Here is a 21430-nt window from a genome sequence, read left to right as displayed (position 1 = left end):
TTTAAATACATAAATTCATAAAACTTTTTTTGATAAAAATACTCTAGTAAAACTAATCATATTTAGCATTAAAATTTCCATTCCATTTATCATGTACTTTTAGCACTTGTTCAATAACATCGCGTACAGCACCTTTACCGCCGTTTTTATGAGAAATATATTTTGAGATATTTTTTATTTCTTGTACGGCATCTTGTGGGCAACACGGTAAACCAACAAGTTTCATAACAGGATAATCTGGTATATCATCGCCCATGTACAATACATTTTCTAATTGAATAGCTTTGTTGTTTAAGTATTCATTTAGTTGGTCTATTTTATTGTGTGCGCCTAGAAAAATGTCTTTAATTCCTAATCCAGATAACCGTTTTCTAACCCCTTCATTAGAACCACCTGATATGATGCACACATTAAAGCCAGCATCTACAGCTGTTTTTAAGGCATAACCATCTTTAATGTTCATGGTTCTAAGCATCTCTCCGTTGGTCATAATGGTAACGTTTCCGTCGGTTAAAACGCCATCTACATCAAAAATAAAGGTGTTAATTTCTTTAAGGTATTTTTTGTAGCTTTTATCTTCCATGTGTTTTTTGTATCGATTCGGTTAACAAGTTATATATTAGCTTGTGTTGTTCGTTTTTTAAAAGTTTTATGTGTTTATTAATAGTTTTTTTGTCATTGCGTTTAGCAGGGCCTGTTTGTGCCATATACGGCGATAAATCTTGAACTTTTTTAGCAGTTTCTAAAATTAAAGGCTTTAATAAGTCAAATTCTGCACCTTCACTTTCTGTAATTTCATGTCCAATACGATATAATTGATTGGTAAAGTTATTTACAAAAACTGCAGCTAAATGCAACACTTTTCGTTGGTCGCTATTTACTTTTTTAACAGTGTTACTAATGGTAAGCGCTAGTGCTTTTAAAACATGGTAGTCTGCCTTATCAATAGTTTCAATACAAATAGGAATGTTGCTGAAATCTAAATTTGCATTTTTACTAAACGTTTGCAGCGGATAAAATACACCCCGTTTATTTTTTTTGTCTAAATCATGAATGTTTACACTACCAGAGGTGTGCACAACTAGTTTGTTTTCAAACGGAAGTAATTTAGAAAGATTAGCAATAGCATCATCACTTACAGCAATAATATAAATATTGGCATCTTTAAGTTGGTTTAAATCATCGGTAATTTCAACCGCTTCTTTAAAACTTTTTAAAGCTTTAATGTTTCTGTTATACCATTGATTTACAACAATGTTATTAGCGTTTTTAAAGGCTTTATATAAATGGGTTGCCACATTACCGGCACCAAGAATAGTTACTGAAATCATATTGCTAAAATAAGTAAGTATTATGGTAAATAAAAGTGTATTAATGTATCTTTGTATCTATGCAAAAATCAGATATTAAAACAAGAGAAGATGTGTTTTTATTAGTATCATCATTCTATAAAAAAGTTAGAAAAGATACTGTTTTAGGTCCATTTTTTAATGATGCAATTAAAGATTGGGATGCGCACCTTGAAAACCTAACAGATTTTTGGCAATCTAGTTTATTTTTAAAAACCAGATACTACGGAAACCCATTAGAAACTCATGTTAAAGTTGATAAAGCCAATAATAATGCCATAACAGAAAAACACTTTGGTATTTGGTTAAACTTATGGTTTCAAACCATAGAAGAATTATTTGAAGGCGATTATGCCGAAAATGCGAAACGACGCGCCAGAAAAATGGGTACGTTTCTTTATTTAAAAATATTTGAGGCTAGACAAAGTCAGTAAGCTGTAATTAGCGGCGGTTTCTATTTTTTTTGTTTTACATTCTCAACCTTACGCTTCAAGCTTTATATAAACTTTAACACTTTAAAATAAACTTAAATACGTAAATTTGCCCGACCTTAAAAAAGGCTCTATTATGCAAAAAAAACTCGCCAACATTCTTTTTTCAACGCGTCTTACCGGTATTTTATTTATTGTTTTTGCAGCTGCAATGATTACAGGAACATTTTTAGATGCAGGACAAGATACATCACCAACACCATATACCAGAAATTTAATTTACAATGCTTGGTGGTTTGAAGCTATTATGGGGCTGTTTGTTGTAAATTTTGCAGGTAATATATTTAGGTATAGATTATATAAGAAAGAAAAATGGGCTACTTTAATTTTACACATAGCCTTCATTTTTATTTTTGTAGGTGCTTTTATAACAAGATATGTGAGCTTTGAAGGCATGATGTCTATTGCTGAAGGTGCTACAGAGAACGTGTTTCTGTCACAAAAAACTTACGTAACAGCTTACATTGATGGAGACTATGAAATTAATGGTGTGCAACAGCGTTTACCTTTAGAATATGAGGTAGATTTTTCAAAACGATTAGACAACCATTTCAAAGTAGAAACCAATTATAATAAACAACCTGTAACCATAGAGTTAGAAAAGTTTATTGTTGGAGCAGAAGAAGATATTATACCAGACGAAAACGGTGAAGAATATTTAAAAATTGTAGAGTCTGGAGGCGGTGGTCCTCATAATCATTTTTTAAAAGTTGGAGAACAAGCTAGCATACACAATGTAATATTCACTTTAAACAATCCTGCTAAAGGTGCTGTAAACATTCATTATCAAGGAGATTCGCTATCTATAGATTCGCCTTTTGATGGTACTTATATGGTTATGGCCTCTCAAGAACAAGGAACGTTGGTTAAAGATAGTATTCAACCTTTAAGGTTGCGTTCGCTTTATAGAATTGGTAATATGCAAATGGTGTTTCCAAAGCCAGTTGTAAAAGGTGTTTTTGATATTGTTCAAAAATCTCAAGTACTAAAAAATGATGAAGATGGCGTGGTATTTAAAGTTACCACAAATGGCGAAACTAAACGTGTTGGTGTACTTGGTGGCAAAGGTATGAACAGACCTTTTAAACAGGTTTCTGTTGGCGGATTAGATTTTGCGTTTCAGTATGGTGCTAAAGTTTTAGAGTTGCCTTTTAGTATAAAATTAAATGATTTTGTTGCCGAAAAATTTCCAGGTTCTGACATTAATTCGGCTTACTCCAGTCAAGTTACGGTAATTGATGATGAAGAGGGGAGTTTTGATTATAAAATTTATATGAATAATATCCTAAATCATCGTGGATATCGCTTTTTTCAATCTAGCTTTTTCCCAGATGAGAGTGGTACTATTTTATCAGTAAATCATGATTATTGGGGTACTTTAATCACTTACATAGGATATTTTATGTTGTACTTTGGTTTATTGGCTATTTTATTTTTAAAAGGAACAAGATTTTCAGATTTAAGAAACCAGTTAAATAAGGTAAAAGAAAAGAAATCAAAATTAATTACAGTACTCTTTTTAAGTATTGGATTAACAGGGTTTTCTCAGCAACATTCAGAAAACGACGGACATAATCATTCTAATCAGGCAGTAACGCAGTTTAAGCCAACTAAGGCGCAAATAGATTCTATTCTTGCGGCCAATATTACCCCTAAAGAGCATGCCGAAAAATTTGCTCATTTAGTAATTCAAGATTTAGATGGAAGAATGAAGCCTGTAAGCACTTACGCTTCAGAAATGCTACGTAAATTGAGTAAGCACGATACTTATGAAGATTTTGATGCACATCAAGTTTTCTTATCAATGCAAGAAAGTCCAAGACTTTGGTATAATGTTCCTGTAATTTATTTAGCTAAGAGAAAAGCAGATACCATTAGGCATATTATAGGAACCAATGTTGATGATGAGTACGTAACTTTAGCCGATTTCTTTTCAGAAAGAGGTACTTATAAACTCCAACCGTATTTAGATGATGCCTTTAGTACCACACAACCTAACGGATATCAAAAAGAAATACAAGAAGCGCATAAGCGTGTAAACTTATTATATAATACTATAGAAGGCGCTTCTTTAAAACTATTCCCTATACCAGATGATGCTAATAATACTTGGGTATCGTCTTACGATTATAAATTCGGGCAATATAAAATTAAAGATTCCCTTTACGGAAACTTTATAAAAAATGGCGTTCAAGCTTATTTATTTACGCTTAATAATGCTAAAAAAACAGGTGATTTTACTGAAGCCGAAAAACTTCTAGAAGCCTTTAAAAAAACACAGCATAAGTATGGCGGTGAAGTGATGTTGAGTGATGGTAAAATTCATACGGAAGTATTATACAACAAGTTTGATATTTTTAGATCGCTATTTAGCTGGTATATGTACGCTAGTAGTGTCATGTTTATTCTGCTAATAATACAGATTTTTAGAAATAAAAATAAAACAATAGATATTTTAGTTTCAGTTTTAAAATGGATTATTGTAGCCTTATTTTTAATGCATTTAGCAGGGTTAATTGCACGTTGGTATGTGTCTGGTCATGCTCCTTGGAGTGATGCCTATGAATCTATGATTTATGTGGCTTGGGCAACCATGTTGTTTGGTTTAATTTTTGGTAGAAAGAGTGATTTAACTTTGGCATCTACAGCTTTTGTAACGTCTATGCTATTAATGGTAGCTCATTTTCAATGGATGGATCCTTCTATAGGAAACCTACAACCTGTTTTAAATAGTTATTGGCTTATGATACATGTAGCAGTAATTGTTGCTAGTTACGGTCCGTTTACCTTAGGAATGGTTTTAGGAATTGTATCATTGCTTTTAATGGCGGTTACCACTAAAAAGAACAAAACTAAAATGGATTTAAACATAAAAGAACTTACCATTATTAATGAAATGTCTTTAACCGTTGGTTTAGTAATGTTAACCATAGGTAACTTTTTAGGAGGCATGTGGGCTAATGAAAGTTGGGGGCGTTATTGGGGGTGGGATCCTAAAGAAACATGGGCACTAATAAGTATCATGATTTATGCCTTTGTAATTCATATGCGTTTAATACCAGGACTTCGCGGACGTTGGTTTTTTAACCTTTGCTCGGTAATAGCCATTTCATTTATAATCTTCACCTATTTTGGAGTTAATTTTTATTTAGCAGGGTTGCATTCTTATCAGTCTGGGCAACAATTAGATAGCTTAAAAAGTATTACTGTAGCAGTTGGTTTTGTAGCTATTTTAGGTTTCTTTAGTTATAAAGGGTTTGTTAAGTATTATAAAAAGTAAATATTTTTTAACTTTTAACACTAAATTATAAATTTATAAAGAAAATTCATATGTTTAAAATAAGGTTTTATACCTTTGTAAAACATATTATTTGTAATTAAATAAGAAAAGATTGTTTTCCCTAACTATTCTTTTTTGCTAAAAATTGTTAATACTTTAAATATTAGCAATACTAAAGAATCCAACAACATTCTGTTTTAAGTTACGGTTTATTTATTTTTTTGTCATTTTTTGTGACTTAAGAAAAAAGTGTGTGTCTTAACGTATAACAACAACATAGCTAAAAGCTAAATTTGGAAACCCTAAAAAACATTAATAAACAATCTGATGAAGATTTGGTAAAGGCCATAGTGAAAACTAATGACACTATGCTCTTTGAGATACTTTATGATAGGTACTCAATGCTAGTTTATAATAAATGTTTAGGGTTTGCAAAAGATGAAGATGAAGCTAAAGATTTAGCGCAAGATGTTTTTTTAAAACTGTTTGTTAAATTAGCAAGTTTTAAAGGGAAATCTAAATTTTCAACATGGTTGTATGCATTTACATATAATCATTGTGTAAATTATGTAACAAGAAACACTGCTAAAAAGTTTGAAAAAAAAGCAGTAGACTATAAAGATATTGAAAACCTTTCGGAAGATGATGATAATGACAATAGCTTCCTTAGTATGAAGGTTGATAAATTAAAAGTAGCATTAGAAAAAATTTCACCAGATGAAAAAATGATTCTTTTGTTAAAATATCAAGACTTACTATCTATAAAAGATATAGTTGATGTTTTAGATATTGGAGAAAGTGCGGTAAAAATGAGAATTAAGCGCGCAAAAGATAAATTAATAATAGTATATAATAACCTATAACAATGGATAATCCATTTGAGTACGTAAATAAGCCGCTTAAAGAGGTTCCTCAGGAACTCAAGGCTAAGGTTATGAATGATATTGCCATGGCAAAATTGCTCATGGAGTTAGCTGCTTTATTTTCGTACAATATAGGGGATATTATAGAGTCCGTTATTAGCCGAAGAGAAAATAAACCAAATAATAAAAAGTAATCCCTAACTAATATAATAACAAATGGACAGAGTTTCAGAATACAAAAATATAGCTATGGAGTCTCTACGCGCTATGTGGCTAGAAATAACTAAAATATTTCCTAGTATAATAGGAGCTTTAATAGTTTTAATAATAGGCTGGTTAATTACTAAACTTATAGTGAAACTAATTAAAAAAGCATTAAAATTAGCAAAGGCAGATAAGCTAGATGATAAATTAAATGAAATTGAAATAGTAGAAGGAAAAAAACTAAACTTCGATACTGTTAAAATTATATCTGGTTTTGTTAAATGGGTGATGTATATCATGCTCATCATCATGGTTTCAGATATTTTAAGTCTTACCATGATATCACAACAAATTAGTAATTTGCTAGGGTACTTACCACAGTTATTTTCGGCCTTAGTAATTTTTACTATTGGTTTGTTTTTGGCCAATATTATTAAAAAAGGGCTGCGATCATTTTTTGAGTCTATGGATTTATCTGGTGCTAAAATAATAAGCCAGATAGTGTTTTTTATTATTTTAATTTTTACATCAATTACCGCCTTAAATCAAGCAGGAGTTGATACAGCAATAATTACTAGTAATATAACATTAATATTAGGTGCCTTTTTATTAGCGTTTGCTTTGGCTTTTGGTCTTGGAGCACAAAAAGTGGTAGGAGAATTGTTAAAAACTTTTTATGCCAGAAAAACCTATGAAATTGGGCAGGTTATAGAATTTAACAATATAAAAGGAGAAGTAGAGGCAATTGATAATATGTGTATTACGTTAAAAACAGAAAAAGGAAAATTAATTATACCAATAAAGGATGTTGTTGAGAGTCAAGTAAAAATACAGGATTAACTTTAAGTTAGGGTTAAAATTTGGTTGGTTACGTTCTGTAATTTGAAAGACTCATATGTTCCCTTTCCATTAATTTGGAAGGGGATTTTTTTTATTATAACTTCGATTAAAATTTATAAGTGTTATGAGAGCACCATTCCTTTTTTTTGTAGTTTTTATTTTTAGTATAAAATTATTGGCACAAGCAACTATACCAAATAATTATAAATTGATATACGCGCAAGATTTTGAGTTGCCACAGGCTCTAAACGATTTTGAAATGACTGATGCTTTGGTTTGGAAAATTACAAAAGAAAACAACGGACATGTTTTAGAGCTTACAAGTCAAAGTAAATATGAACCCCTTGTACGATCTCCATTTAATATTGCTATGATTAAAAATGTTATTGTTGGTGATTTTATTTTAGAGGTTAAATTAAACCAAAACGGACGTGAATATAACCATAGAGATTTATGTTTAATGTTCGGCATTAACAATGCTACTAACTTTTATTATACTCATATTGCTACAAAACCAGATGACCACGCTCACAGCATATTTATTGTAAATGATGAACCCAGAATAAGTATAGCTTCTAAAAGAACCAATGGTGTTAATTGGGGTGAAGCAGATTCTTGGCATACCGCAAGAGTAGTACGTAAAGTTAAAGAGGGTATTATTGAAATTTATTTTGATGATATGACGCAACCTATTATACAAGCCAAAGACACCCGCTTTGTGTCTGGTAAAATAGGAGTGGGCTCTTTTGATGATACTGGAAAATTTGATGATATTAAAATTTGGGCACCACAAGTTTTAAAAGAAAAAAACGGGGTTTTTAATTAAACATTTAAAGATCTTACCCCTTAAATAATTTACTATTTGGAGAAGTTTTCTAGCTAACTTAAAATTTAAGTTATAGATTAGATTTGTTTTTTAATTGCTTTACACTGCTTTTGTTTAGTAATAATAAAGGTAAGGATACACCAATGGTTATAGCAATAAGTATGTAAATCATGTTAAATCCATTTGTAAAAATAGCGTCTAATAATTCCAATCTTTTAGTTTTATCTACTTCTAAAAAAATAAACTTCATAATTGATAGTACAGTTTCGTAGGCAAAATATCCAGGAATCATAGGAATGACCGTTGGTATAGAAAATACAACTGGTGGATGATGTATTTTGTGAGCTATTGGATAACTTATTAGACCTACAAAAAAAGCAGCAATTAAAGTGGCTAAAACTATATGAAAGTTAAAACTCAATAGCATAAATTTTATGAAACCAACCGAAAACCCAAGAATAAATACTGTTAAAATTATTCTTTTAGGAATATTAAATAAAATTCCAAAACCCACAGCCGCTATTCCAGACCAAAATGATACTTCTAGAAAATGTAATAATAATTCTATCATATAAGTTTTATTGAAAATATATACATAGCTAAAAAAAGACCTGTGGCAATTGCCAATACAATCATAGCACCAACTGCAAACCGTACAACCCCATTTAAAATGTTGTTATCCATTACATCGGTAAACGAGTTAATTAAGGGGACTCCAGGAACAAGGAAAAGTATTGATGTGGCTAGAGCTGTATGCGGATACGCACCAATATTTAAAATAACTCCTAAGCAAGCCACTATAGAGGCAGCAAATGCTGCTAAAAATGTTCTAACATACATGTTGTAATTTAACCTGTGTGCTTGTTGAGATACAAACAGTCCTAAAAAAGCACTAACAAATGCAACTAACATGTTTAAATAATCTCCATTAAATATATTGCAAAACCCTGCAACAGCAAGACTTACAGCAAATAGTACAGTGGTTTTTGAGTACTTTTTTAATCCTTTTATACGTTTAATTTCAGAAGCAATTTGCTCAAAGGACCAGTTTTCTTGTTTGGCGTTCCAACTGGCTTTACTTATTTCAGAAATAATCTTGAAATTTAAACTGTGTGGAGGTAGGTTATAAACTTTTGTTTCGCTCTGTTTTGTTTCTTTATCAGTTAGGGTCATAATGATGGTTTTTTGGTTAATCCAAGTATGTACATCAAAATTTAATACAGAAGCGAATCTGTCAATACTTAAATTTATTCTCCTAGTGTTGGCACCTGAAATCATTAAAAGAGCAGAAATTTCCAGTAATAAATCAGAAACTTGCTCAAATTCTTTTGAGTTAGGCATTATGTGTAAGTTTAATAAGGATACAAATTTAGGTATCTAAATACATTTGCAAACTGACAACAGTCATATTTTCTTATTAAAAAAATCTGCTATTTTCGTTTCCTTCTTCTATTAGCATTCTTGTCACCCTTAGTTTTAGGTTTTTTGTATTTTTTTACAATTTCCCTACGGTATTTTCCTCCTAAATTTTCTTTTTTGTTTTTGTCTTTCTTCTCATGGAAAGCGGGTCCGGGAGCATCTTCATCACGTTGTTTGGTAGGGTTGTTACGTTCTCTAATTTGCGGACGTTCTTCTTCAATCAATTCTGTAGAAATTTCAACCATATTGGGCAATTCTAATACCAGAATTTGCATGTCCATTAGGGCTTCAATCTCTTTTATAGCTTCTTGTTCTTTTTCGGTTGAAAATACCAAAGCTTCTCCCTGGCGTTCTGCACGACCTGTTCTACCAATACGGTGCATATAATTTTCAGGATATTCTGGCGTATCAAAATTTATTACATGAGATACATTGTCAATATCCAATCCTCGTGCCATCACATCGGTGGCAATTAAAATTCTATGTTTTCCTTTGCTAAAGGCTTCAATACTTCGTAGGCGGTAGTTTTGTGTTTTGTTAGAGTGAATAACGCAAACTTCGCCTCTAAAAAGTGTATCTAATGCATCAAATAACCTGTCGGCCATTCGTTTGTAAGCTACAAAAATTAAAACTTTATTGAAGGTTTCAGTATCATGCAATAAATATTCTAACAAATTTACTTTTGTGTAAAAATTAGGAACGTTGTATCTGTTTTGAGATATGTTTTCTAAGGGTGTTCCTGAAACAGCAACCGATACCCGAATGGGGTTTCTGAAAAAATCATTAATTAATAGATCAACATCTTGGGTCATGGTTGCAGAAAACATGATGTTTTGCCTGCGTTCTGGTAGCAAATCGAAAATGTTGATAAGTTGATAACGAAACCCTAAATCTAGCATAACATCTACTTCATCAATCACTAATTTTTGAATAGATTTAAGTTGTAACACGCGGCTTAATGCCAAATCATAAAGTCTACCAGGAGTTGCTACTAATATATCTAAACCTTCGGCTATTGCTTGCTTTTGGGTATTAATGTTAGTGCCACCATAAACTCCTAAAACTCTATTGTTGATGTATTTAGAGAGTTTTTCAATTTCTTGAACTACCTGCACAACCAATTCTCTAGTAGGGACTAGAACTAAAACTCTAGGGTTTCTTGTCTAGAATACTTTAAGTCTCTTAATATAGGCAGCATGTAGGCAAAGGTTTTACCTGTTCCTGTTTGGGCTATACCAACAACATCTCTACCTGATGCCACAACATTAAAAGCTTGCTCTTGAATAGGGGTAGGCGTTGTAAATCCTAAATCATTTAAGGCATTGTATAGCGGTGTGTTTAAATTTAAATCTTGAAAGCTCACGTAGTTTTATTTAGTCAGCAAAGTTACGCTTATTATTTTAGAGCAAATGGGTGTTGTTTATTTCAATAAAGTAACTAGCATGAAACGTTTTATTGGCCTCTAGTTTTATAATGCCGTCTTTTGTTTTTATATTTTGATTGGTGTTTTCATAATCTGCTATACCTAACCAAGGCTCTATGCAAACATAATCGCCATTAGGTTTTGCCCAAATACCTAAGTAATTAAAATTGGGATAACTTACGGTTAAAATATCACCGTTTAAATCACTTTTTAAGGTTACTTTTCTAGATTTTAAATCTTTAAAAACTAGAGCATCTTCATTAAATAAGCTATGTTTTAAGGGTAATGAAGAAGTATTGTTAAAAACAGGTTTGGTTTTACAAGAAATAAGTCCGTTTTGCATGTTAATAAGGTGGGTGTTAGAGTTTTCAATATGCTCAAACTCTAGGGTGTAATCTTCATATATTTCGTTTTCAAATACAGGACATTTAAATGCGGGGTGCCCACCAATAGAAAAATACAGCGCCTTATTATCTATGTTTTTCACTGTATGTAACACTTCAAGAGTGTTGTTGGTAAGTTTAAATGTAATATAAAACTCAAATTTAAAGGGGTATATTTTTAATAAATCGTCATTATAACTTAGCTTAAAAGTTAAGCTGTTTTTTGTTTCTTCAAACAACTCAATATCTTCACTATGTCTTACAAAACCATGTTTGGGTAGGGTGTAAATTTTGTTTTCATACGTGTAGCTGTTTTCTTTTAAGGCTCCTATTATTGGAAATAAATTAGGGGCAGTACCATTCCAAATATCGGGGTTTCCATCCCACATAAATTCAGTGTTATTTTTTACCGAAGTTATTTTACATAGTTCTGCGCCTGTTTTTTTTATGGCTACTTTTAGTTTGTTATTTTCTATTGAATACATACTTTATTATGGTATTTAAACTTACTTACAAAAATCTTAATTTTTTAAGTATTCTAACTAACTTTGCTGCCTAATCTTAATTTTTTGAGAGCAAAGAGTAATTATAAGCCAAAAAATACAGAAGTATTTAAAAACCAACTACTGCATTGGGCGCAACAATTCGATGATGTTGTTTGGTTAGATTCTAACGAGTATAACCAAGAGTATTCTAATTATGAAGCTATTTTAGCAGTAGATGCTTTTACCTGTATTAAAACCGATTATCACAATGCTTTTGATGATTTAAAAGAATATCAAACCATAACAAAAGATTGGATTTTTGGTTATTTAACTTACGATTTAAAGAATGATGTTGAAGATTTAAACTCTAATAATTTTGATGGATTAGAATTTTCAGACCTCTATTTTTTTCAACCAAAAAAACTGTTTTTATTTAAGGGAAACGCTGTTGAAATGCAATATTTGGGAGCTGTTGATGACGAAATTGAAACAGATTTAGATGAAATTATAAGCCAAAAAGTAAATTATTTTAATAACAATGATTTTAATGAAGATGCTATAAAAATTAAGCTTAGAATTCATAAAGATGCTTATTTTGAAAAGGTGGAAACTATGCTAAATCACATCCACCGAGGCGATATTTATGAAGCCAATTTTTGTCAGGAATTTTACGCAGAAGATACACAAATAAACCCTTTAGAAACGTATTATAAACTCAATAAAATTTCAAAACCACCTTTTGCATCTTTTTTAAAAATTCATGATAAATATGTTTTAAGCGCTTCGCCAGAGCGTTATTTAAAAAAGGAAGGTAATATTGTTGTTTCTCAGCCAATTAAAGGTACCGCAAAACGATCTGATAGCGAAAAAGAAGATAAACAGCTTATTTCTAATTTATTACAAGATGAAAAAGAGCGTAGTGAGAACATTATGATTGTAGATTTGGTTAGAAATGATTTATCAAAAACAGCTATAAAAGGTAGCGTTAATGTGGAAGAACTTTGTAAGGTTTATACTTTTGAGCAAGTACACCAAATGATATCAACTGTTACATCAAAAGTTACAGCAACTACCCATCCTGTTGATGTTATAAAGAGCACATTTCCTATGGGAAGCATGACAGGGGCTCCTAAAATTTCATCAATGAAAATCATTGAAAAATTAGAAGAAACTAAACGCGGTGTGTATTCTGGGGCAATTGGCTATTTTACCCCAAATAATGATTTCGATTTTAACGTAGTCATCCGCAGTATTTTATACAATGCTTCAAAAAAATACGTATCCTATTCTGTTGGTAGTGCCATTACATCAAAAAGTAACCCGTTAAATGAATACGAGGAATGTTTGGTAAAAGCAAAAGCTATGCGCGAGGTTTTAGAAAATTAATTAAGATGATCTTTAAATTCTTCAATGGCTAATTCTAAAATGCGTTCTACACGTTTATCCTCTATGTTTTTAACTTTTGCAATTTCTTCAAACGATAATTTTCCAAACACAAATAAATCAACAATACCAGATACTCTAAGCGGTAACCATGTATAAAATTTACCTAATAAATGTTTGTTTCGGTTGGTTGAAATATCAGAAATTTCAAAAGCATTTTGAATGGAGGCATTTTTATCATCATAAACAAAAACTTGTTTGTTTTCATGGTCTTGGTGATAAGAAATATCGCTTAATTCTTCGTTCATAATAAAATCAAAACCTTCATCGGCAGTAAATTTTTCTTCAAGACTGTCTAACTCATCTTCCAAAATGGTATGTGTACTCATGGTTTTTTGATGAAAAGCTTCCTTTTTAAATAAATCGTTTAATTCACTATCCACTATTTTAAACAAAGCAATTTTAATTGAGGCTGCATCTGCATCAATATTGTAGCCTTGTTCATAAAATTTGGCAATGCCTTCATCTATAATATCATGAGATTTATACATGTTTTTAGGAATAATTTTAGTGGATTCTGCAATGTATAAACGGTGTTTTACATAGGCTTGTAAATGTTGTGTTGCAGAAACTACTTTTTTATGAAATTTATTTAATGTTTTTTTATCTGATAATTTATCTACGGTGCACATAACTCAAACTTTTTTAGATTACTTCTTTAAATTTACGAAATTCACAAAAAAAATACATGATTTTTATCATATGAATATTTATTAAAGATATTTTATAAACTCGGCAATGTTGTATCTTTGAGTTATGATTGAACTTTTTAAAAAGCACATTAATTCAAAATTAAGTTTCTTAAAAGATGCCAGACTTTTAATTGCTATTTCAGGGGGAGTAGATAGTGTGGTTTTGGTGCATTTATGTCATCAACTTAATTTAAATATATCATTAGCACACTGTAATTTTAATTTGAGAGGGAAAGAAAGCGATGAAGATGAAAATTTTGTAATAGAATTTGCCAATAGTTTAGATATTGAAGCCTTTACCGAAAGTTTTAATACAGAAGCATATGCTGCTAGAAATAAAGTATCTATTCAAATGGCTGCAAGGGAAATGCGTTACTTTTGGTTTGATGAATTAGCACAACAGTTGCAGTTTGATTACATTCTTACAGCACATCATGCCGATGATAATTTAGAAACTTTTTTAATTAATTTTTCAAGAGGTACAGGGTTAGATGGTTTAACGGGAATTCCAAAAATTAACAACAAATTTGTGCGCCCGTTATTGCCATTTTCAAGAGAAAATGTAATTGATTATGCTAAGGCTAACAATTTAAACTGGCGGGTAGATAGTAGTAACGCATCAACAAAATACCTTAGAAATAAATTACGCCACGAGGTAATACCTATTTTAAAAGAAATTAACCCAAGTTTGCTTCAAAGTTATCAGGGTACCATTAACAATTTAAGTGATACTGCTGATATTGTTGAAGATTGCATGGAAGCATTTTTAGAAAAAGCTATTGTAAGTATTGAAGACAATAAAATTGTTCTAAGCGTTTCAGAATTTAAAAAGAAAAATAACCCCAAAGCTTATTTGTTTGAAACGCTTAAAGATTATGGATTTACAGAGTGGAATGACGTTCAAAATTTACTAGATGCTCAGTCTGGAAAATACGTAGTTTCAAATACCCATAGGTTAATTAAGCATGGAGATACTTTGTTATTAAGCGAATTGATAACAGAAGCATACGAAGATTTACTCATTTCAGATATTAATGAAGAAATAGAAACACCTTTTGGCGTTTTAACATTTTCTGAAGTAGATAAAGTGTCTACCAATGATACTACAGCTATTTTTGTTGATAAAAATCGCTTAAAATTTCCTTTAAAAATAAGAAATTGGCAAATGGGCGATGTATTTTTCCCTTTCGGGATGGTTGGAAAAAAAAGAGTAAGTAAGTATTTTAAAGACGAAAAATTGTCGTTATTAGATAAAGAAAGTTCGTTATTATTGTGCTCTGAAAATGAAATAGTTTGGATTTTAAATAGAAGAGCCGATGATAGATTTAAGGTAACCGAAAATACAACAGACATATTAAAAATTGAATTAAAATAGAGGTGTTATTCTGTAATTGTTGCAGAACTTCCATTAGGCAGAACTTATTATATGAAACTACAAGGTAACATAGTTGATGTTTTAAATAAACGCATTTTTAAAGGCGAAATAACTGTTGAAAATGAGCGTATAATTTCAATTGAAGCAAAAAATCATGATGAAGAACATTTTATTCTTCCAGGTTTTATAGATGCTCACATCCATATTGAAAGCTCCATGTTAGTACCCAGTGAATTTGCAAAAATAGCAGTAAAACACGGTACGGTTGCCACTGTATCAGATCCTCATGAAATTGCTAATGTTTGCGGATTAGAGGGGGTTGAATTTATGATTGAAAACGGGAAACAAGTACCGCTAAAATTTAATTTTGGAGCCCCATCTTGTGTGCCGGCTACCACTTTTGAGTCTGCCGGGGCAACAATAGATGCAAACGATATAAAAGTGCTTTTGCAAAACCCTAACATAAAATACCTTACTGAAATGATGAATTACCCAGGTGTAATTTTTGATGATGAAGAGGTTTTAAAAAAATTGGATTGGGCAAAGCATTATAATAAACCCATTGATGGACATGCGCCAGGGCTTGTAGGAGAAGATTTAACAAAATACATTGCCGCAGGTATTTCAACAGATCACGAATGCTTTACCTATAATGAGGCTTTAGAGAAACTTCAAAAAGGGATGAAAGTGCTTATTAGAGAAGGTAGTGCTGCAAAAAACTTTGAAGCCTTAATTGATTTGCTACCAGAGCATTTTGAAAATATTATGTTTTGTAGCGATGATAAACACCCAGACGATTTAATGCTTGGTCACATCAATCAACTTTGCGCTAGAGCAATTGCTAAAGAAATAGATGTTTTTAAAATACTTCTGGCAGCTTGTGTAAACCCTGTAAAACACTATAATTTAGATGTGGGTTTATTGCAGGTTGGTGATTTAGCCGATTTTATTGTGGTTGAAGATTTAGTGAGTTTTAAAACGCTACAAACTTATATTAATGGTGCTTTGGTGTATAATAATGGAGAGTCGTTAATAGAATCGGTGGCTTTTAAAAATATAAATAATTTTACTTGTAAACCTAAACAAGTATCAGATTTTAAAGTAGAAACTTCTAAAGAAAAAATGCGTGTTATTGAAGCTTTAGAAGGACAATTAGTAACTAATGAGTTGGTTGAAAGTGCTAAAATAGTGAATGGTAATGTAGTATCTGATGTAGAAAATGATATACTAAAAATGACTGTGGTTAATAGGTATCAAAACCAACATCCAGTACTAGCATTTATAAAGAATTTTGGACTCAAAGAAGGTGCCATTGCTTCATCTGTTGGACATGATTCTCATAATATTATTGCTGTGGGAACTTCAGATGAAACCCTTTGTAAAGCCGTTAATTTAATTATTGAAAACAAAGGTGGTATTTGTGCCGTTTCTAGAACACAAGAAAAGGTGCTTCCGCTACCAATTGCTGGTATCATTAGCGATGAACACGCCGAAGTTGTTGCAAAAAAATATCAAGAAATAGACGCCATGGCAAAACATTTAGGTTCTAATTTAAATGCACCTTATATGACCTTGTCTTTCATGGCTTTATTGGTGATACCTTCATTAAAATTAAGTGATAAAGGATTGTTTGACGGAACCAATTTTAAGTTCACATCTTTAGAAGTTAATTAAGAATGCCTGTATTAAATTCAGCTTATAAAGCTCCTTATTTTTTCAGGAATGGGTTTGTGTCAACCGTCTATTCAGGGTTAATAAGGCGCGTAAATGGAGTGGTTCAAAAACGAGAACGTATAACGTTGTCTGATGGCGATTTTTTAGATTTAGATTGGAGTTTTTCCGAAACAAAATCAAATAAACTTATAATTCTTTTGCATGGTTTAGAAGGTGATGCTAAAAGACCCTACATGTTAGGACCTGCTAAACTTTTCAATAATAATGGTTTTGATGCGGTTTGCGTAAATTTTAGAGGTTGCAGTGGAGAAGACAACTTAAAGTTTAGAAGTTATCATTCTGGCGCAACCGAAGATTTACATGATATCATTCAATTTATATTAAGCACCAAAAATTATTCAAATATTTATTTTCACGGTATTAGTTTAGGTGCAAATTTAATTTTGAAATATTTAGGGGAAAGAGATGCTGTTCCTCATGAAATAAAAGCATCTATTGCAGTTTCGGCACCTTGTTATTTGTATGGTTCTTGTATAGAACTTCATAAGTTAAAAAATAAACTTTATGCTATTAGGTTTTTAAATCATTTAAAAGACAGATTAAAATTTAAGTTAGAAAAATTCCCTGATGCTATTTCTATTGAGGAATTTCAGAATATAAAAACCCTAAAAGATTTTGATGATGTTTATACATCTAGAGCACATGGTTTTAAAGATGCTTTAGATTATTACAAAAAGTGCAGCAGCTTACAGTTTATCCCCAATATTAAAGTACCAACGCTTATTATAAATGCTTTAAATGATTCTTTTCTTTCTCCAGAATGTTATCCTGTTAAAGAGGCTAAAGCAAATGTTAATGTGTTTTTAGAAATGCCAAATCACGGTGGTCACGTTGCTTTTATTGATAAACGGAATGTGTATTACAATGAAAAAAGAGCTTTAGAGTTTATAAAATCTATCTAAGTGTTACTTTTTGAGTAAACATTGTTATCAAATTATTTGTTATACACAATTCAGTTATCTAAATTTTAATGTTTAATTAATTATTATACGCTCAATTTGAGAAATTCATAATAATACAGCTATCTACGTAAAAATAAACTTTAAAATAAGTTTAAATAAGTATAAATACTTAGTTTTGTGTTTAAAATACGTAGATATGAAAAAAATCATTGTAGTTGGTAACGGTATGGTTGGTTACAAGTTTTGTGAAAAATTTGTAGCACAAGACACATCTAAAGATTTTGAAATCACGGTTTTTGGCGAAGAACCAAGACCAGCATATGATAGAGTTCATTTAAGCGAATATTTTGAAAATCAAAATGCAGAAGCTCTAGAAATGGCTCCAAGAAGTTGGTACAAAGCTAATGGAATAGAGTTAATTACTAGCGAGCGTGTTTCAGATATTAATAGAGCATCAAAAACTATTAAAACGGCTAAAGACCGTGAGTTTTCTTATGATTATTTAATCATGGCTACGGGTTCATCTCCTTTTGTACCACCAATAAAAGGTGTTGAAAAAGAAGGTGTTTTTGTATATAGAACTATTGAAGATTTAGAAGGTATGCTTGCTTATGCAGCTAAACTAAATAAAGAAAAACCCAATGCTAGAGCCGCAGTTCTTGGTGGCGGATTGTTAGGCTTAGAGGCAGGAAAAGCTGTTTTAGATATGGGTTTAGAACCACATATTGTAGAGTTTGCGCCTAAATTAATGCCAAGGCAATTAGACTCTAGAAGCTCACAAGTTTTAAAATTAAAGTTAGAATCTATTGGGTTAAATATTCATTTAAGTAAAGCAACCAACCAAATTCTAGGTGATGGTAAAATTACAGGAATGGAGTTTGGTGAAGATGATAGATTAGATGTAGATATGCTAATAGTATCTGCGGGAATTAGACCAAGAGATGAGTTGGCAAAGGCATGTGGTTTAGAAGTAGGTGTTAGAGGCGGAATTGTTGTAGATAATACCATGAAAACATCAGATAAAAATATTTATGCTATAGGAGAAATTGCATTATACAATCACATGATATATGGTTTGGTGGCTCCAGGTTATGATATGGCCGAAGTTGCCGTAAAACAAATTTTAGGTGAAACCAATGTAGTAATGCCTGCAGATATTGATATGTCTACAAAATTAAAACTAATTGGTGTAGATGTGGCTAGTTTTGGAGAGCCGTTTATGCCAGCAGATAAAGGACACTCCATCATTTTTGAAAACAAAACACAATATTTATATAAAAGAATAAACGTAAGTCATGATGGTAAAAAGTTGCTAGGAGGTATTTTAGTTGGTGATGCTTCAGATTATAGTATGCTTCATCAAATTTACCTTAACGGAATGAAAATACCAGAAGATCCTGCACAATTAATACTACCTGCGGCAGATGGAAATGCTGCTTTTGGTGATGTAATGGATTTACCAGATGAAGCACAAGTATGTTCTTGTGAAAGTGTTACTAAAGGACAAATTTGTGAGGCTATTGAAAGTGGTGAAGCTAATGATTTAGCCAGTGTTGTTTCTTGCACTAAAGCAGGAACAGGCTGTGGTGGTTGTAAACCAATGGTTAAAGATCTTACAGATGCTACTTTAAAATCTTTAGGTATTGAAGTTAAAGATTCAATTTGTGAACATTTCGATTTAAACAGACAAGAATTATATGATATCATTCAAGTTAAAGGATACAGAACTTTTAATGAAGTAATAGATAATCACGGAAAAGGTTGTGGATGCGAGCTCTGTAAACCATTAATAGCTTCATTAATGGCTACAATTCATGCAGATACTGCAAATAAAGAATATGCTATTCAAGATTCAAATGATAGGTTTTTAGCCAACATTCAGCGTAATGGTACTTATTCTGTTGTACCACGTGTACCTGGAGGAGAAATTACACCAGACAAACTAATAGCCTTGGGGGAAATTGCTAAAAAATATGATTTATATACCAAAATTACTGGTGGGGTTCGTGTAGATTTATTCGGAGCAACTTTAAATCAGCTTCCATTAATATGGAAAGATTTAATATCACACGGTTTTGAAAGTGGTCATGCCTACGGTAAATCGTTAAGAACGGTTAAAACTTGCGTTGGTTCCACATGGTGCCGATACGGAATGGATGAAAGTGTAAGTTTTGGTATTGAATTAGAAAACCGTTATCGTGGTATTCGTGCGCCACATAAAATTAAAGGCGGTGTTTCAGGATGTATTCGTGAGTGCGCTGAAGCACGCGGTAAAGATTTTGGCTTAATTGCTGTGGAAGGCGGATGGAATCTTTACGTTGGCGGAAACGGTGGGGCAACACCTCGTCACGCAGAATTATTAGCAGAACAAATAGATAATGAAACAGTTATTAAATACTTAGACAGATACTTAATGTTCTACATGCGTACAGCAAAACCATTACAGCGTACTGCTGCATGGCAAGAACGGTTAGAAGGCGGAATGGAGTATTTAAAAGAAGTTATTATTGATGATAAATTAGGTATTGCTACAGATTTAGAAAAAGAAATGCAAACCTTAGTAAACAGGTTTGAATGCGAATGGACACAAGCTATTAATAATCCAGAAATGATGAAACGTTTCAGTCATTTTGTTAATAGCAAAGAAGAAGATGATAACTTAGTTTTTGTTCCTATAAGAGAGCAAAAAATGCCAGAACCTTGGAATTAATAGCACTAAAATTTAAATAACATGGAAGAAGTTTTAGAAAAATATAATGCAACCAAAATAGAAGACGTAAAAGTTTGGTTTAAAGCAGCATCAGTAAATGATTTTCCAGTAGATGGCGGTGCATGTGTGAAATATAAAGACAAGCAAATTGCAGTTTTTAATTTTGCTAGAATAGGTAAGTGGTATGCTTGTCAAAATGTTTGTCCGCATAAAATGGAAATGGTTTTGTCTAGAGGAATGATTGGTGATGATAAAGGAGTTCCTAAAGTGGCTTGTCCGTTGCACAAAAAAACATTTTCATTAGAAAATGGTGAAAATTTAAATGGCGATATGGATGCTATTGCTACGTATCCTGTAAAAATTGAAGAAGAAAATGTGTATATTGGCTTTTCAGATTAAATTATGAAAAGTAATGAAGCCAACACGATTTGAAACAGCCATAGCTTTAATAGATAAAAAAAACGCTCAAGATGTTAATACATACCAAGTTGCAGGTATAGATTATCCTAAAGAGTTACTGTATTCACAGCGAATGACACGCAAATTACTACAGTTTGAACCCAACGCATCTAAGGCATTACAAATTGCAGCTAGGGCACAACATGTTTGTAGATGGCAAATTCCTAGAGATGATTATCCTATGGATCGTGTGGGATATTTAGAGTGGCGAGAAACACTTAAAAAAATGCATGCTGAAATAACTGCAGATATTTTAAAGCAGGTGGGGTATGATGACCAATATATTGAAAGAATAACACAACTCATTACTAAAAAATTAATTAAGAAAAACGAAGAATCTCAAATTCTAGAAGATACAGTTTGTCTAGTTTTTCTAGATTACTATTTTGAAGAATTTGCGGCTAAACACGAAGATGAAAAGGTTATAGATATTCTTCAAAAAACTTGGAAAAAAATGTCTGATAAAGGACATAAGGCGGCCTTACAATTAAGTTTTTCAGATAAAAATCTTTCTTTAATAAAGCAGGCTATACAGGGGTAATAAATAATAAA

The 21430-nt window shown here is 31.6% G+C and carries 19 protein-coding genes and 1 pseudogene; 13 read left to right on the top strand and 7 right to left on the bottom strand.

The annotated features are described in order from the left end of the window. Positions 1 to 52: 52 nt before the first annotated feature. Positions 53 to 583 carry an HAD family hydrolase gene (locus BWZ22_RS16130; RefSeq protein WP_076702035.1) on the bottom strand — a complete coding sequence of 177 codons (531 nt, stop codon included), beginning with the start codon at positions 581 to 583 and terminating at the stop codon, positions 53 to 55. Further along, complete coding sequence (locus BWZ22_RS16125; protein WP_076702033.1) at positions 573 to 1331, bottom strand: Rossmann-like and DUF2520 domain-containing protein; 759 nt, start codon at positions 1329 to 1331, stop codon at positions 573 to 575. Before BWZ22_RS16125 ends, BWZ22_RS16130 begins: the two co-directional genes overlap by 11 nt. Positions 1332 to 1390: 59 nt before the next feature. On the opposite strand from BWZ22_RS16125, the gene BWZ22_RS16120 reads away from it, so the two are divergent. From BWZ22_RS16120 to BWZ22_RS16095, 6 genes are all read left to right on the top strand, one after another. Beyond that, a complete protein-coding gene (locus tag BWZ22_RS16120; protein WP_076702030.1) occupies positions 1391 to 1783 on the top strand; it encodes a group III truncated hemoglobin in 393 nt (130 codons plus the stop codon). 133 nt (positions 1784 to 1916) lie between these two features. Then, the gene (gene ccsA / locus BWZ22_RS16115; protein ID WP_076702027.1) at positions 1917 to 5120 is read left to right on the top strand and encodes a cytochrome c biogenesis protein; all 3204 of its coding nucleotides are present in this window, start codon (positions 1917 to 1919) and stop codon (positions 5118 to 5120) included. A gap of 293 nt (positions 5121 to 5413) precedes the next feature. Beyond that, complete coding sequence (locus BWZ22_RS16110; protein ID WP_076702025.1) at positions 5414 to 5983, top strand: RNA polymerase sigma factor; 570 nt, start codon at positions 5414 to 5416, stop codon at positions 5981 to 5983. A 2-nt stretch (positions 5984 to 5985) separates the two neighbouring features. Next, complete coding sequence (locus BWZ22_RS16105; protein WP_076702022.1) at positions 5986 to 6177, top strand: hypothetical protein; 192 nt, start codon at positions 5986 to 5988, stop codon at positions 6175 to 6177. Between the two features lie 22 nt (positions 6178 to 6199). Then, on the top strand, positions 6200 to 7027 hold the full coding sequence (locus tag BWZ22_RS16100) for a mechanosensitive ion channel domain-containing protein (protein ID WP_076702019.1): 828 nt from the start codon (positions 6200 to 6202) through the stop codon (positions 7025 to 7027). A gap of 124 nt (positions 7028 to 7151) precedes the next feature. Continuing rightward, positions 7152 to 7853, top strand: coding sequence for a hypothetical protein (locus tag BWZ22_RS16095; RefSeq protein WP_076702017.1), 702 nt, complete (start codon positions 7152 to 7154; stop codon positions 7851 to 7853). Positions 7854 to 7923: 70 nt separating this feature from the next. Here the strand turns inward: BWZ22_RS16095 and BWZ22_RS16090 are convergent, their stop codons facing one another. The 4 genes and pseudogenes from BWZ22_RS16090 to BWZ22_RS16075 all read right to left on the bottom strand — a co-directional run bounded on the left by BWZ22_RS16090 (position 7924) and on the right by BWZ22_RS16075 (position 11563). Next, entirely contained in the window at positions 7924 to 8424 is a 501-nt protein-coding gene (locus tag BWZ22_RS16090) for a threonine/serine exporter family protein (RefSeq protein WP_083692409.1), read from the bottom strand. Further along, positions 8421 to 9194: a threonine/serine exporter ThrE family protein gene (locus BWZ22_RS16085; protein WP_076702013.1), complete on the bottom strand. Its 774-nt coding sequence runs from the start codon at positions 9192 to 9194 to the stop codon at positions 8421 to 8423. Before BWZ22_RS16085 ends, BWZ22_RS16090 begins: the two co-directional genes overlap by 4 nt. Before the next feature lie 89 nt (positions 9195 to 9283). Further along, positions 9284 to 10635: pseudogene (locus BWZ22_RS16080) on the bottom strand (DEAD/DEAH box helicase). Positions 10636 to 10672: 37 nt separating this feature from the next. After that, entirely contained in the window at positions 10673 to 11563 is an 891-nt protein-coding gene (locus BWZ22_RS16075; RefSeq protein ID WP_076702010.1) for an aldose 1-epimerase family protein, read from the bottom strand. 84 nt (positions 11564 to 11647) lie between these two features. Here BWZ22_RS16075 and BWZ22_RS16070 point away from each other — a divergent pair, with 84 nt between their 5' ends. Next, complete coding sequence (locus BWZ22_RS16070) at positions 11648 to 12949, top strand: anthranilate synthase component I family protein (RefSeq protein ID WP_076702007.1); 1302 nt, start codon at positions 11648 to 11650, stop codon at positions 12947 to 12949. Here BWZ22_RS16070 and BWZ22_RS16065 read toward each other — a convergent pair. Continuing rightward, positions 12946 to 13638 (bottom strand): hypothetical protein, encoded by a 693-nt coding sequence (locus tag BWZ22_RS16065; RefSeq protein WP_076702004.1) that lies wholly within the window; start codon positions 13636 to 13638, stop codon positions 12946 to 12948. The genes BWZ22_RS16070 and BWZ22_RS16065 overlap by 4 nt on opposite strands. Before the next feature lie 124 nt (positions 13639 to 13762). Here BWZ22_RS16065 and tilS point away from each other — a divergent pair, with 124 nt between their 5' ends. The 6 genes from tilS to BWZ22_RS16035 all read left to right on the top strand — a co-directional run bounded on the left by tilS (position 13763) and on the right by BWZ22_RS16035 (position 21419). Further along, a complete protein-coding gene (tilS, locus tag BWZ22_RS16060; protein ID WP_076702002.1) occupies positions 13763 to 15073 on the top strand; it encodes a tRNA lysidine(34) synthetase TilS in 1311 nt (436 codons plus the stop codon). Between the two features lie 51 nt (positions 15074 to 15124). Continuing rightward, positions 15125 to 16747 (top strand): adenine deaminase, encoded by a 1623-nt coding sequence (ade, locus tag BWZ22_RS16055; RefSeq protein ID WP_076701999.1) that lies wholly within the window; start codon positions 15125 to 15127, stop codon positions 16745 to 16747. A gap of 2 nt (positions 16748 to 16749) precedes the next feature. Continuing rightward, on the top strand, positions 16750 to 17709 hold the full coding sequence (locus BWZ22_RS16050; RefSeq protein WP_076701996.1) for a YheT family hydrolase: 960 nt from the start codon (positions 16750 to 16752) through the stop codon (positions 17707 to 17709). 196 nt (positions 17710 to 17905) lie between these two features. Beyond that, positions 17906 to 20419, top strand: a complete 2514-nt coding sequence (nirB, locus tag BWZ22_RS16045; protein ID WP_076701994.1) for a nitrite reductase large subunit NirB — start codon at positions 17906 to 17908, stop codon at positions 20417 to 20419. Positions 20420 to 20440: 21 nt separating this feature from the next. Beyond that, positions 20441 to 20818, top strand: a complete 378-nt coding sequence (nirD, locus tag BWZ22_RS16040; protein WP_076701992.1) for a nitrite reductase small subunit NirD — start codon at positions 20441 to 20443, stop codon at positions 20816 to 20818. Positions 20819 to 20831: 13 nt separating this feature from the next. Next, the gene (locus tag BWZ22_RS16035; protein WP_076701990.1) at positions 20832 to 21419 is read left to right on the top strand and encodes a DUF4202 domain-containing protein; all 588 of its coding nucleotides are present in this window, start codon (positions 20832 to 20834) and stop codon (positions 21417 to 21419) included. The last annotated feature ends 11 nt before the right edge of the window (positions 21420 to 21430 follow it).

Origin of the sequence: Seonamhaeicola sp. S2-3 (assembly GCF_001971785.1) — a bacterium.
In the GTDB taxonomy this organism is placed as follows: Bacteria; Bacteroidota; Bacteroidia; order Flavobacteriales; family Flavobacteriaceae; genus Seonamhaeicola.
The sequence above is the reverse complement of the archived record's forward strand: the minus strand, read 5'-3'. Positions and strand labels throughout refer to the sequence as shown.

What these genes read in the sequence shown, in the direction of transcription:
- ccsA (WP_076702027.1), top strand. Translation starts at nt 1,917, where the DNA reads ATGCAAAAAAAACTCGCCAACATTCTTTTTTCAACGCGTCTTACCGGT.
- BWZ22_RS16085 (WP_076702013.1), bottom strand. Translation starts at nt 9,194, where the DNA reads ATGCCTAACTCAAAAGAATTTGAGCAAGTTTCTGATTTATTACTGGAA.
- BWZ22_RS16105 (WP_076702022.1), top strand. Translation starts at nt 5,986, where the DNA reads ATGGATAATCCATTTGAGTACGTAAATAAGCCGCTTAAAGAGGTTCCT.
- tilS (WP_076702002.1), top strand. Translation starts at nt 13,763, where the DNA reads ATGATTGAACTTTTTAAAAAGCACATTAATTCAAAATTAAGTTTCTTA.
- BWZ22_RS16100 (WP_076702019.1), top strand. Translation starts at nt 6,200, where the DNA reads ATGGACAGAGTTTCAGAATACAAAAATATAGCTATGGAGTCTCTACGC.
- nirD (WP_076701992.1), top strand. Translation starts at nt 20,441, where the DNA reads ATGGAAGAAGTTTTAGAAAAATATAATGCAACCAAAATAGAAGACGTA.
- BWZ22_RS16125 (WP_076702033.1), bottom strand. Translation starts at nt 1,331, where the DNA reads ATGATTTCAGTAACTATTCTTGGTGCCGGTAATGTGGCAACCCATTTA.
- BWZ22_RS16095 (WP_076702017.1), top strand. Translation starts at nt 7,152, where the DNA reads ATGAGAGCACCATTCCTTTTTTTTGTAGTTTTTATTTTTAGTATAAAA.
- BWZ22_RS16065 (WP_076702004.1), bottom strand. Translation starts at nt 13,638, where the DNA reads ATGTGCACCGTAGATAAATTATCAGATAAAAAAACATTAAATAAATTT.
- BWZ22_RS16035 (WP_076701990.1), top strand. Translation starts at nt 20,832, where the DNA reads ATGAAGCCAACACGATTTGAAACAGCCATAGCTTTAATAGATAAAAAA.
- BWZ22_RS16120 (WP_076702030.1), top strand. Translation starts at nt 1,391, where the DNA reads ATGCAAAAATCAGATATTAAAACAAGAGAAGATGTGTTTTTATTAGTA.
- ade (WP_076701999.1), top strand. Translation starts at nt 15,125, where the DNA reads ATGAAACTACAAGGTAACATAGTTGATGTTTTAAATAAACGCATTTTT.
- BWZ22_RS16130 (WP_076702035.1), bottom strand. Translation starts at nt 583, where the DNA reads ATGGAAGATAAAAGCTACAAAAAATACCTTAAAGAAATTAACACCTTT.
- nirB (WP_076701994.1), top strand. Translation starts at nt 17,906, where the DNA reads ATGAAAAAAATCATTGTAGTTGGTAACGGTATGGTTGGTTACAAGTTT.
- BWZ22_RS16050 (WP_076701996.1), top strand. Translation starts at nt 16,750, where the DNA reads ATGCCTGTATTAAATTCAGCTTATAAAGCTCCTTATTTTTTCAGGAAT.
- BWZ22_RS16090 (WP_083692409.1), bottom strand. Translation starts at nt 8,424, where the DNA reads ATGATAGAATTATTATTACATTTTCTAGAAGTATCATTTTGGTCTGGA.
- BWZ22_RS16075 (WP_076702010.1), bottom strand. Translation starts at nt 11,563, where the DNA reads ATGTATTCAATAGAAAATAACAAACTAAAAGTAGCCATAAAAAAAACA.